Source organism: Gilvimarinus sp. DA14 (genome assembly GCF_024204685.1).
Lineage (GTDB): Bacteria > Pseudomonadota > Gammaproteobacteria > Pseudomonadales > Cellvibrionaceae > Gilvimarinus.
In genome coordinates this window covers 3,640,236-3,652,849 of sequence record NZ_CP100350.1, presented here as the reverse complement: position 1 = coordinate 3,652,849, position 12,614 = coordinate 3,640,236, and the positions used below count along the sequence as shown (strand labels likewise).

General features: G+C 54.3%; 7 protein-coding genes and 1 other RNA gene. 3 read left to right on the top strand and 5 right to left on the bottom strand.

The features are described 5' to 3' along the window. Positions 1-8: 8 nt before the first annotated feature. Entirely contained in the window at positions 9-1,196 is a 1,188-nt protein-coding gene (locus NHM04_RS15975) for an endonuclease/exonuclease/phosphatase family protein (protein WP_254264753.1), read from the bottom strand. A 305-nt stretch (positions 1,197-1,501) separates the two neighbouring features. Between NHM04_RS15975 and NHM04_RS15970 the strand changes: the two genes are divergently transcribed. Then, a complete protein-coding gene (locus tag NHM04_RS15970; protein ID WP_254264752.1) occupies positions 1,502-4,645 on the top strand; it encodes a TonB-dependent receptor in 3,144 nt (1,047 codons plus the stop codon). Between the two features lie 140 nt (positions 4,646-4,785). Here the strand turns inward: NHM04_RS15970 and NHM04_RS15965 are convergent, their stop codons facing one another. From NHM04_RS15965 to NHM04_RS15950, 4 genes are all read right to left on the bottom strand, one after another. Further along, positions 4,786-7,896, bottom strand: a complete 3,111-nt coding sequence (locus NHM04_RS15965) for an efflux RND transporter permease subunit (protein WP_254266655.1) — start codon at positions 7,894-7,896, stop codon at positions 4,786-4,788. Beyond that, entirely contained in the window at positions 7,889-9,280 is a 1,392-nt protein-coding gene (locus NHM04_RS15960; protein WP_254264751.1) for an efflux RND transporter periplasmic adaptor subunit, read from the bottom strand. Before NHM04_RS15960 ends, NHM04_RS15965 begins: the two co-directional genes overlap by 8 nt. A 58-nt stretch (positions 9,281-9,338) precedes the next feature. Continuing rightward, a complete protein-coding gene (locus tag NHM04_RS15955) occupies positions 9,339-9,683 on the bottom strand; it encodes a CopL family metal-binding regulatory protein (protein ID WP_254264750.1) in 345 nt (114 codons plus the stop codon). 364 nt (positions 9,684-10,047) lie between these two features. Continuing rightward, the gene (locus NHM04_RS15950) at positions 10,048-10,878 is read right to left on the bottom strand and encodes a class I SAM-dependent methyltransferase (protein WP_254264749.1); all 831 of its coding nucleotides are present in this window, start codon (positions 10,876-10,878) and stop codon (positions 10,048-10,050) included. A 509-nt stretch (positions 10,879-11,387) separates the two neighbouring features. On the opposite strand from NHM04_RS15950, the gene NHM04_RS15945 reads away from it, so the two are divergent. Next, entirely contained in the window at positions 11,388-11,957 is a 570-nt protein-coding gene (locus NHM04_RS15945) for a hypothetical protein (RefSeq protein WP_254264748.1), read from the top strand. Positions 11,958-12,159: 202 nt separating this feature from the next. Next, positions 12,160-12,550, top strand: a transfer-messenger RNA (tmRNA) gene (ssrA, locus tag NHM04_RS15940). Positions 12,551-12,614 lie beyond the last annotated feature (64 nt).

The following is a 12,614-nucleotide window of genomic DNA, read 5'->3' as shown; positions in this document are numbered from 1 at the left end:
TCGAGCCACTAAAGCTCTATATCCACCCACACCAAGCGGTGATCGGAGCTGGCCGCTCGGCTTTTAACCAGCGCTGCACCGGGGTCGCTTTGCGCCGGCCAGTACACACCTGCTCCCGTCACGGTTAAATCGCTCGAAGGCAACACATAATCGGCGCGCATCCCCCACTGCGCCGTGTGATAAGCGCTGTTAGGGTTACTCTCGCGAGCCTCAGCACCGCCACGGCTGGCAGGCTTAGGATCGGTCACTCGCGGATGTTGCAATAGGCGTGTAATGGCCTCCCGACGGCCATCACCTTCAACGCTGGAGCTGTTCAAATCCCCTACCAAAACAAAGCTCTGCTGCTCGCTCAAGCCGCCGTATTCGCCCTTATCGTCATAAAGGTAATTGGCAGAATTAGAAATGTAATCGACCCATAAACGAACTTCATCGTGGTTGCGCTTGCCATTGCGATCCTCAGGGCCATCGAACACCGGTGGTGTGGGGTGGCTGGCCAGAACATGCACAGTTTTACCATTTATCTGTACGGGTACATCCCAGTGACTTTTTGAAGACAAGCGCAATTTATTCCAGGCCTTTGATGAATAGTAGGCCGCTCCATCAGCTTGCAAAGGCTGCAACGCACCTGGCATGTCCCGCCATTTAAACGTTTGGAAGGTGCGCACGGAATCAGTATCAATGGGGTAGCGGCTGAGCAACAGCATGCCGTATTGGCCGGGGTAATAGCCAAAACCATAGGTATCGGCGGGGGCGGATATCTCACCATCGCCATTGAGATCGTAAGGGAAGACTACACCGGTGTTCACCGCCGCTGAATAAACATAAGGGTAATCGATCGCGCGCTGCGCGCCCTGTGGCTGAGCGAAATAGTGGCGCTGCAATAAAGCCGCCGCCTGCTTATATTCTGCACTGTAGTCGAATTCGTTAAGCAGAATGATGTCTGGCCGCACTGTTTGCAGAATTTCGGCTATGGCTTTTATTTGCCGGTTATCGCCTTGCTCCAGCTCGCGCTGCAATACACTCGCCGAGGTAGAATCCGGCTTAGTATCGCGGGGCAAATAATTAGTAGCATCCATACTCACATTAAAAGTGGCGATGCGCATGGTCCCGGCCTCGGTTATTTCACTCGTTTGGTTTTGGCAAGCCGCCAATAGACATACTCCGACAAAAATTCCCGCCCATACTCGCTTGTGCATGCCAATCAGCTCCGCAAAAGTAAAACCTGGCAGTTTAACGCGAGAAAATGACGGCCTTGTGAACTTGGCGTAAAGATACTCCTGTCATATTACTGTCAGCAAGTCGTCACTAATCGGTCACTTAACTTTCGCATATTTGCGTTAGTGTCCTCGGGCCTAATGACAAACACTTCTAATAATAATTCCAAAGAATTCCAGACGCAGCCGCCGTCACATCGTATTGCGCGATGGGCTTAACTGCGCGCCTTTTTTGTGGTTTGTGATTTGGCCAAAGACCATGGAGCAATCAAACGGGAAACTATGCCATGAAAACAATATTTACCAAGCACACATTAACGCTTGCTGTCGCAGCCGCACTGGGGGGCTCACTGCCTGCCGTTGCCCAGCAAACCAGCTCATCCATTCAAGGTATTGTCCTTGATGCCAGTGGCGCACCTATCGATGACGCCAACGTTGTTATTATTCACGAACCCTCCAACAGCCGCAGCGAAGTGATGGCGGGCGACTCGGGTCGCTTTAGCGCGCGCGGCTTGCGTGTGGGCGGCCCCTACACCGTCGAAGTTACCTCTGAAGACGGTAGCCGCACCGTACAAGACTTATATCTGACCTTGGGTGATGCCTATCAGCTGGAAGTTATTGTCGGCGAAATGCAAACCGAAGAAATTCTGGTATTGGGCAATCTGCAAGAGCAAAACTACGCCGTAGTGGGCCCTAACGCCGAGTTCAGCCTGCATGACCTGGAAACCGCCCCGGCGATTAACCGCGACTTGAAAGACGTGGTTCGCATCGACCCTCGTATTTATATCGACGAAGCGTTTGGAGATTCGATTCAGTGCGCCGGCGCCAACCCACGCTTTAACAGCTTAACCGTTGACGGCGTGCGCCTGAACGACAACTTTGGTTTGAACAGCAACGGCTACCCCACCGAGCGTATGCCTTTCTCTTACGACGCTATCGAGCAAGTCGCGGTAGAGCTGGCGCCATTTGATGTACAGTACGGCGGCTTTAGCGCCTGTAACATTAATGCGGTGACCAAATCCGGTGATAACGAATTCCACGGTTCTTTCTTCTACGATTACACCGACGATTCAATGCAGGGCGACTCTCTTGAAGGCGACAATATTGATATCGCCCCCTTCGACGAGCAGCGCTACGGTTTCACATTTAGCGGCCCCATCGTGCAAGACAAGCTGTACTTCTTCACCGCCTATGAAAAACTCGAAGGCGTAGAGACTTTTGATCGCGGTACTGCCGATGCCAATGTTGCCACTCCTGTAGAAGGGGTTTCCGCCGCGCAACTGGCAGAAATTGATCGTATCGCCCGCGAAGTTTACGACTATGATCCGGGCAGCCTGCCCTCTAGCTTGCCGGTAGAAGATGAAAAACTGCTGGTAAAAGTGGATTGGAACATCACTCACAACCAACGCGCCTCTTTCACCTACAACTACAACGATGGTTTCTCCATTGCTGAGTCAGATGGCGACTCTAACGAGCTAGAGTTCTCCAACCACTACTACGAGCGCGGCGCGGAGCTGAACGCCTATGTTGCGCAACTGTTCTCTGACTGGACCGACGCTTTCTCTACCGAAGTGAAAATCGGCTATCAGGAGCTGGACAACCGTCAACTGTCACTGGGCGGCACTGAATTCGGTGAAGTACAAATCCGCACGCAAAATGACCATGACAACGACGGCAGTCCTTCCAGCGCTACCGTTTACTTGGGCTCGGATGACTCGCGTCACGCCAACAAACTGACCTACGAAAACCTGAACCTGAAGTTCGCCGGTACCTACCGTTTGGATCATCAGACCTTCACCTTCGGTTACGAGCGTGAAAGCTTTGATGTATTCAACATGTTTATTCAGGAGTCCGAAGGCGAGTACCGCTTCAGCTCTATTGAAGACTTTGCCGCCGGCACCCCCAACACCATTATTTACGAAAACGCCGCTGGCACGAACGTAAAAGCCGACGCCGCCGCTTCGTTTGAGTACGCCATTAACACTCTATACCTGCAGGACGAAATTTTCCTCCAAGGTGGTGACTTGCAAATCGTGGCCGGCTTGCGCTACGACTGGTACGAAAGTGATGACGAGCCCGCGCAAAATTACGACATTCTGGCGAGCTACAACATCGACAACCGTCAAAACCTGGATGGCCTGGATTTGATCCAGCCGCGCTTAGGTTTTAACTGGAATTTGACCGACGCTTTTGAAATTCACGGTGGTGTAGGCCTGTACTCGGGCGGCAACCCCAACGTCTGGGTTTCCAACAACTACTCCAACGATGGCGTCACCCAAATTGAAGTTCAGGACACCAGCGGCACCTCGCTGTTCGATATGGACTTTAATGGTGAAGGTCGCCCCATTTACGACATTCCACAAGATTTGTACGACGCGGTCGCCAATAATGAAGGGTCGAACGGCGGCGTAAACCTGCTGGATCCGGATTTTGAAATTCCATCCTCTTGGAAGTACGCCCTGGGTACCAGCTACGCGTTTGATAACGACTTAGTGCTGTCGGCCGATGTGCTGTACAGCCAGTTTGAAGATGCCGCGATTATCTCAGATATCTCGCGCGTACAAACCGGCACCGCTATCGATGGTCGCCCGATTTACGGCAGCATTGACGGTCGCAGTCAGGACTTTATGCTAACCAACGTTAAAGACTCCTACGACGCACTAACCCTGTCTATGGGTGTGAGCAAGTACTGGGACTTTGGTTTGGAAGCAGCATTTGGCTACGCCTACTCCGACGCCGAAGATGTTAACCCCATGACCAGCTCGGTGGCTTACTCCAACTACACCAACCTGGCCACGGCCGACCCGGAAAACCCCGGTGCCGCCACCTCTAACTACAATATTCCGCATCGCTTTACCCTGAAACTGGCCTACGAGCACGCCTTCTTCGGCGACTACAACACCCGCTTCACGCTGTTTGGCAGCGCCAACGAAGGTCGTCCCTACAGCTATACCTTTAACGAAGGCTTTGCGTTCGGCGATTCTACCGGCTGGGTATCGCGTCACCTGCTGTATGTCCCCACGGGTGTAGATGATCCGAATGTTGTCTTTGGCGATAACTTTGACGTTGATGCCTTTTACGACTGGGTCGATGCCGAAGGTCTTGATCGCGGTGAAATCATGGAGCGCAACGAACTCAACAGCGACTGGTGGGTGAAGTTCGATTTGAAGATCGAGCAGCAACTGCCGGGCATTATGGACGGTCACAAATCATCGCTGTACATGGTGTTTGAGAACATCGGCAACATGCTCAACGACGATTGGGGCGTACAGTACGAAACCAGCTTCCCGCGTTCGCAATCGGCTGTGGATATGAGTGTGGATGACCAGGGCCGTTACGTCTTTAACGAGTTCCAGGACCCCACCGGCCAAACTCGTGAGGGCAGCCCCTCACTGTGGCAGCTGCGTGTAGGTTTGCGTTACGAGTTTTAATAATCGCCAAATGTTTGGCTCGTCAGACGTCTGAGGTCGGACGTCTGACGCAAAAGACTCAAAAGCTAGAAAGTTGCCCGCCCCATAAGAGTGCTATCACTCTTATGGGGCGGGCTTTTATTTGCATCAGACCTCAGTCGTCAGACATCAGACTTTCTACCCCGCCACATTAGGTACAACGCCGGTAATACTAAAAGCGTTAACACCAAAGTCGAAATCGCTCCACCAATCATGGGCGCGGCAATGCGCTGCATAATCTCGGAGCCTGCTCCACCTGTTTGCATAATTGGCAGCAAGCCTGCGAACAGTGTGCACGCGGTCATCACAATAGGCCTTAAACGTCTTCCGGCACTGTCGTGTACTGCATCGCGCAGTTGCGCTTTGTTAGGTTTGGGCGTTTGCCTCAACAGCTGTTGCCAGCCTTGCTCTAAATACACCAGCATTAATACACCAATTTCTACCGCCACCCCGGCCAGCGCGATAAAGCCCATCGCCACCGCGACAGACCAATTAAAGTCCAGTGCCAGCATCAGCCAGACCCCGCCCAGCAAACCAAACGGCAAGCTCGCGAGAATAAATAGCACCGGTATAAAGCGGCGAAAGTTAAGATAAAGCAACAGCACAATAATCATCAGCGTGAGCGGCACCACCACAGTTAAGCGCTCGGCAGCGCGCTGCATATACTCATACTGCCCGCCCCAACTCATGGAGTACCCAGGCGGCAAGCTTAGCTGCTCATCCAGCACGGCTTTCGCACGGCTGACATAGCCGCCCAAATCGGCGCTTTGGGTATCCACAAATACCCAACCATTTAAGCGGGCATTTTCACTTTTGATCATGGGCGGGCCGTCTTCGATACGGACGTCCGCCACATCGGCAAGCGCAATGGTCGCCCCATTGGCCGCCACCAGAGGCAGGCGCGCAATGGCCTCAACCGAATCGCGATAGCGCTCGGGAAACCTCAAACTGATCGGATAGCGAGCCTCGCCCTGCACGGTTTCGGTAATTTGCGCACCGCCAATGGCGGTGCTTACCACCTGCTGCACATCGGCAATATTCAAACCGAAACGCGCCGCCTGGCTGCGGTTGATATCCACGGTAATATAGCGGCCCCCAGCCACTCGTTCGGCATAAACCGAGGCGGTGCCGGCTAGCGGTTTAAGCAAAGTTTCAACCTGCTCACCCAGCTGGTTGATAACACTTAAATCCGGCCCGGCAATTTTAATTCCCACGGGAGTTTTAATACCCGTGGACAGCATATCGATACGCGTTTTAATCGGCATTACCCAGGCGTTGGTTAAACCCGGAAACTGTATGCGCTGATTCAACTCGCGTTTAATGTCCTCCATTGTAATGCCTGCTCGCCACTCGCTTTGCGGTTTAAACTGAATCACCGTTTCTATCATGGTTAGCGGCGCGGGGTCGGTAGCGGTATCGGCGCGCCCAACTTTACCGAATACGGTCTCTACCTCGGGGATGGTTTTGATCAGTTTATCTGTCTGCTGCAACACCCGGCGCGCCTCGCCCACGGATAACCCCGCATAGGTGGTGGGCATGTACATTAAATCGCCTTCATCCAAAGGCGGCATAAATTCGCTGCCGATAAATTTGGCCGGGTACAAACCCAGCAACATCGAGGCCGCTGCGAGCAACACGGTAGTTTTTGGAAAGCGCAATACCAAGCCAAGCACGGGCCGATACCCACTCATCAACATTCGGTTAAGCGGGTTTTTTTCGTCGCTGATAATTTTTCCGCGCACAAAATACCCAAGTAAAACCGGCACCAGAGTAATCGCAAGGCCAGCGGCGGCCGCCATGGCATAGGTTTTGGTAAACGCCAGCGGACTGAATAACTTGCCCTCTTGGGCCTCGAGCGCAAACACCGGTAAAAAGCTCACGGTAATAATCAGCAGGGAAAAAAACAGCGCCGGCCCTACTTCACTCGCCGCACGCGCCACCAACTGCCAGCGTTTTTCCCCCTTTGGGTTTTGCCCCGCTAAATGCCGATGCAGGTTTTCAATCATCACCACAGCGCCATCGACCATCGCCCCAATCGCTATAGCCACCCCGCCCAATGACATAATGTTGGCGTTAATACCCTGGGCATGCATAACAATAAACGCCGCGAGCAGCCCCAACGGCAAGCTGACCAGCACCACCAATGCCGAGCGCAAATGAAACAGAAACAGCGCGCACACTAAGACCACTACCAGAAACTCTTCACCCAGTTTTTGGTACAGGTTATTGACGGCACGGTAGATAAGCGCCGAGCGGTCGTAGGTGGTGACCACCCCGACACCCGGCGGCAGGCTGACGGATAGTTCATCTAAACGCGTTTTTACCCGCTCGATAACCCGCGCGGCATTTTCACCACTGCGCATAACCACAATACCGCCCACCACTTCGCCCTCGCCGTTAAGCTCGGCAATACCGCGGCGCGGGCTCGGCATCAATTTCACCTCAGCCACATCGGCGAGCGTGAGCGCTGTGCCCGTATCGCTCACCCCTAGCGGCACCTCGCGCAAGTCTTGCAAAGACTGCACGTAACCTGTGGTGCGCACCATATACTCGGCCTCGGCCATTTCCACCACCGAAGCGCCGGTCTCGCCATTGGCACGGGCAATAGCGGTGTGCACCTGCGCCAGGGGAACACCATAGACACGCAAGCGCTGCGGGCTGACTTCTACCTGGTATTGCCGCTCCATCCCGCCAATAGTTGCCACCTCGCTGACACCGCTAACCGCTTGCAACTCGTATTTTAAAAACCAGTTTTGCAACCGGGTTAAGGCCTCCAAATCGTTGGCGCCGGTGCGATCAACCAGCGCGTAGTTAAAAACCCAACCCACCCCGGTGGCATCCGGGCCCAATTCGATTTCGGCCGAATCCGGCAGGCGACTACTCACTTGGTTCAGGTATTCCAGCACTCTTGAGCGCGCCCAATACAAGTCTGTGCCTTCATCAAACAGCACGTACACATAGGAATCGCCAAAGAAAGAAAACCCGCGCACGGTTTTCGCCGCAGGCACCGCCAGCATGGCGGTGGTGATTGGATAGGTGATTTGATCCTGCACAACTTGCGGGGCCTGGCCTGGATAGCGGGTTTTCACAATGACCTGCACATCGGATAAATCCGGTATCGCATCGACAGGTGTGTGTTTTAAGGAATAAAGCCCACCGCCCAGCAGCAAAACGCTGAGCAACAACACTAACACTCGGTTATTGATCGACCAGAGAATCACAGCGTTAATCATGATCGTGCCCCCCGGGTTGGTTAGCACCGGATGAGTGAACGGCATGATTGTGAGCCGACGATTTCTGCTCGCCAGAGTGGTTCATCTCACTGTGATTCATTCCGCTATGGTTGATGTGGTGATGACCCATGTCGTGATGATCCATTTCGCTGTGGTTCTGGTGCTGACTGGAAGGCTGCGCTTCCCCCGCATCTAAACGGTCAAGTTCAGCGGCAACATTGGATTCAGAATCAATTAAAAATTGCGCTCGCGTAACAACGCGATCCCCCTCGCTTAACCCTTCGAGAATTTGGGTAAACCCCTGAGCACTGGCACCGGTTGTCACCGCCTGCGAGCGAAACACGCCATGGCGCAGTTCGCGCACCACTCTGACGCCCGCGCCGGTGCGAATAACAGCGCTGTCGGGCACCAGGTTCTCTGCGACAAACGGCTGGGCTTGAATGCGAACGTCCATCAGCATATTGGGCTTTAGGCGTTCATCTTTATTGCCGACCACGATGCGAGCACGGGTGGTGCGGTTGGCCGGGTTTAGCACCGGGTACACATAGTCCACCTGGCCCTGCCAGGTTGCGCCCGGGTGGGCGCGAGTACTCAAGGTTACCGCTTGCCCCTCAGCCAGCAGGCCGGCCTGTCTTTCGAACACCTCGGCAATAACCCACACCTGTTCCAAAGGACCAATAGAGAGTGCATTTTCCTGCAGGGTCACGTAACTGCCATTGGCCACACTTAGGCTGGCCACTACCCCCGACTTTTGCGCGTAATAGGAAATTTCAGATTTAATCTGGCGGGATTTCTCAATCGCCGCAATCTCTGCTTCGGGCACTCCCTGGGCGCGCAGTTTCTCGCGCGATGCTTTGACCAGGCGCGGGTTATCCCCTGCCAGGGCCTGCAAAAACTCCTGCTGAGTATTGCGAATATCCGGCGAGTAAAAGTCGAATAGCTTTTGCCCTTTACGCACCGGATCACCCAGCGAGTTTACCGTAAGCCCAGACACCCAGCCGGTTGCACGCAAATGCAAGTGCACCAGTGCCTGCTCATCGAAACTGACAAAACCCACTGTGTCCAACGCCGGTGTAAGCGCCCGGCGCTCTACAACGTAGGTGCTTACCCCCAACTGCTGCACCACGTTAGGAGCTACAGTGACTTCGCCCGCCTGTGTTTGCTCGCTATCGGCATAGACGGGCACCAGGTCCATCCCCATGGGAGACTTTCCGGGCCCGTCGCGGCGGTAGCTGGAATCCATTGGCGCAACCCAGTACAAGGGCTGCTTCGCAGTCGTTTCAACCTGCTTTGCTGCAGCCGAATGTTCGGGCTGCGCGAATAAAAGCCATCCGCTGAGCAAACCCAAAACCGTTGCCAGCGCAACGGCAATTAATGTTTTCATGATATTGATACCTGTGCACAAAAATTTTTACCCGTTTAACGGGCGCAACTGTCTTGTGTCAGGCAAAAATGGGCGGGCGATACAGGCGAGAAATGGGATTGGGCAATGATTGCGGCAGCAGAAAACTGACCGCTGTAGCTTGCTGATAAACAACAGAGAAAGCTTCACCGGGTAACGCGGCAGCGGCGTTACACACGCCCGGGCAACAGCAGTTTTCGGTGCAGTGAGTATCAGCCTTCTTCGTGTTGGCAGCTGCCATGTCCATCTGACCATGGCAGTCTTGCATTGTCATAGCAGGCATAGGCGCAGAGGATTGAGATATTTCGGACGCAGGCACAGGCGCCGCAAAGCTAACCAGCCCCTGCGCCACCAATACCAGAATAATTAAAACCCGAAAAATCATTTTTTAACTTCTGCGTTCTGCGTTCTGCGTTCTGCGTTCTGCGTTCGGCGTTCGGCGTTCGGCGTTCGGCGTTCGGCGTTCGGCGTTCGGCGTTCGGCGTTCGGCGTTCGGCGTTCGGCGTTCGGCGTTCGGCGTTCGGCGTTCGGCGTTCGGCGTTCGGCGTTCGGCGTTCGGCGTTCGGCGTTCGGCGTTCGGCGTTCGGCGTTCGGCGTTCGGCGTTCGGCGTTCTGCGTTCTGCGTTCTGCGTTCTGCGTTCTGCGTTCTGCGTTCTGCGTTCTGCGTTCTGCGTTCTGCGTTCTGCGTTCTGCGTTCTGCGTTCTGCGTTCTGCGTTCTGCGTTCTGCGTTCTGCGTTTCAGTGTAAACCTAGTCTTGCTCAGGCTTTACAAACTTTAGCGTCATGCGGTCGCTTTCACCAATCCCCATATACTTATCGCGGTTTTTATCCCCACCGCGCAGCGAAGGTGGCAAGGTCCACACTCCGTGCTGGTATTTGGCTTTGTCTTTCGGGTTGGCGTTTACCTCGCTCTCTGCCGCGAGCACAAAACCGGCCTTTTCGGCGGCGCTGATAACGGTACTCTGTTTAATGTAGCCACTGGTGTCTTGCTCTTCATCGTCGCGATTTTCGGGCAACCGATGGTCTACTAGACCCAAAATACCGCCGGGCTTAAGGGCACGGTAGAAGGCCGAGAAAGCCGACAGCAGCTTTTCCTCACCGCCACCGCGCATATACCAGTTGTGAGCATTGCGGAAGGTCAGCACCATATCGGCACTGCCAGCCGGGGCTATGTCGTACTCATCTGGCGGATTAAAAACCGATACCTTGGTGGCATCGTAAAGCTCGGGGTTAGCGGCCAGTTTCTCGCCATAATTGTCCCGCGAGCGTTTAAAGTATTCCACCTCACTGTCGGGATTAAAGTGGGCGGCGTAAAAAACGCCCTCATCGCGTAAATAAGGGGCCAGAATTTCGGTATACCAACCACCGCCCGGCCAAATTTCCACCACGGTCATATCCGGCTCAATACCAAAAAACGCCAGGGTTTCACCCGGGTGGCGGTATTCGTCGCGGGCACTGCTTTCGGCGCGGTGCTCACCGGCCAGCACTTCCTGCAAAGCTTCGTCGTCGGCGGCCGCCCAACTGCTGGCAGTCACGGTTAACACGGCCAAAGCCGTTTTGATCCCAGTTGCTATACCCATGATGACTCCTTTAAATCAATCGTGCCGATAACCTACCACACAGTCCGCAGGCGGCGAAGATGTTTTGGGTGAATAATGGTTAAATTTTCGCCTGTGTAGACGCAAAATTCCAAGTCCATATGTGGGGGCAAATAGCCAGATTAAAACTGAAGCCACAATAACTTTACTCCGGTGCCCGCGACCGACTTGAGAAAGTCACAAACTAAGCGCCATAATCTAAGGAGCCTCTGATTAAGTCCTCAGCGACCTCTGGCTTACAGAGCTCTTCGAGATCAAGGCGGCGAACCGATGGCGTGCCGAGGCCCGGTGAGGAGAGCCAACACAGAGATCGAAAAGCTCTGTAAGCCCCGAAGGGTGCGGCCAAAACGTCCATCCGCTGTGTTGCACTTCTTGCCAAGGACTATGGCCATTGCCTGCGAAGCGCGCCTTGCGGAGTGAACGTTTTGACTCGCACAGAGACCACTGGGGACTTAATCAGAGGCTCCCTAACTTTTGAGAAGGAGACTCCCATGATCAAGACACGCTATGCACTGGCCCTGAGCGCCATTCTGGTTTCACCTTTCAGCCAGGCCGACGACATTACCGACGCCGTAGATGAAGCCATGAGCGCTTATAAAGAGGGCGAACTATCAGAGGCCGTGAGCCAACTCGACTACGCCGCCGGCCTGATTCGCCAGCAAAAAGCCGAAGCCATCAAAGCCGTCTTCCCCAAACCACTCAGCGGCTGGCAAGCGAGTGAAATAGACAGCGAAGCTGCAGGCGGCATGATGATGGGCGGCGGCATTAGCGCCGAGCGCGAGTACAGCAAAGGCGACGCCTACATCACTATCGACCTGGTCACCGACTCACCCATGCTGCAAAGCATGATGGGCATGCTCAACAACCCCTCGCTCATCACCATGAACGGCGGCAAGCTGATCAAAATCCAGGGGCACAAAGCCATCCTTAACGACCAGGAGGAAGACCCAGAGATCATCCTGATTGTCGACTCCAACGCCATGTTTACACTGCATGCCAGCGGCGCCAGCGTGGATGAGCTGAAAGCCTATGGGGAAGCGCTGAATTTGGAAGCTCTTTGATCGTATAAGATCAAAGAGCCGTCGGATGTCTGAAGTCGGACGTCCGACGCTTTTTGCATCAGACTTCAGACATCTAACGTCAGACCATTTTCACCCCTTGTATCCAACCCGCCCCGGCCCTACAATAGCCGGCCGTGTGGAACTTGGCTGTCACAGCCTTGTCACACAAACGAGTTTCGCGGCTACCGCCGCACCCGGTTACGGGGGCGATTTGGATTCGACGCCGGTGACAAAACTCAAGGTGCATGTCGTGATGGTAGCGAATCACGTAAATCCCAAGCTGCATTTTATTAGTTGCCAACGACGACAACTACGGTGCCCAATTAGCTGCGTAAGCAGTTGATGAAGCACTTCTAGCGGTACGCCGCTAGCGGTCTGTAACAAGGTGCCAGTACCGCGTTGCAGACTGTCAGATAGAACTGGATAGCTTTACTGTTCGGATCGTGGCAGTACTGCGAAACCTAAAGCGAACTCGCTCACTGCACCCTGCCCGTTGGGTCGCGGATGAGTTAAATTAATTAACGGAACCTAAGCATGTAGATCCGCGAGCGGAGTGCCGGCGGACGGGGGTTCAACTCCCCCCGCCTCCACCAATAAACAACCCTCAGATCGAGAGATCTGGGGGTTTTTTATTGGTCGCGGGGAAGGTAAACGCAC

Bases quoted from the DNA above. Each gene is read 5' to 3' on its own strand.
- NHM04_RS15945 (WP_254264748.1), top strand. From the start codon at position 11,388: ATGATCAAGACACGCTATGCACTGGCCCTGAGCGCCATTCTGGTTTCA.
- NHM04_RS15955 (WP_254264750.1), bottom strand. From the start codon at position 9,683: ATGATTTTTCGGGTTTTAATTATTCTGGTATTGGTGGCGCAGGGGCTG.
- NHM04_RS15965 (WP_254266655.1), bottom strand. From the start codon at position 7,896: ATGATTAACGCTGTGATTCTCTGGTCGATCAATAACCGAGTGTTAGTG.
- NHM04_RS15970 (WP_254264752.1), top strand. From the start codon at position 1,502: ATGAAAACAATATTTACCAAGCACACATTAACGCTTGCTGTCGCAGCC.
- NHM04_RS15960 (WP_254264751.1), bottom strand. From the start codon at position 9,280: ATGAAAACATTAATTGCCGTTGCGCTGGCAACGGTTTTGGGTTTGCTC.
- NHM04_RS15950 (WP_254264749.1), bottom strand. From the start codon at position 10,878: ATGGGTATAGCAACTGGGATCAAAACGGCTTTGGCCGTGTTAACCGTG.
- NHM04_RS15975 (WP_254264753.1), bottom strand. From the start codon at position 1,196: ATGCACAAGCGAGTATGGGCGGGAATTTTTGTCGGAGTATGTCTATTG.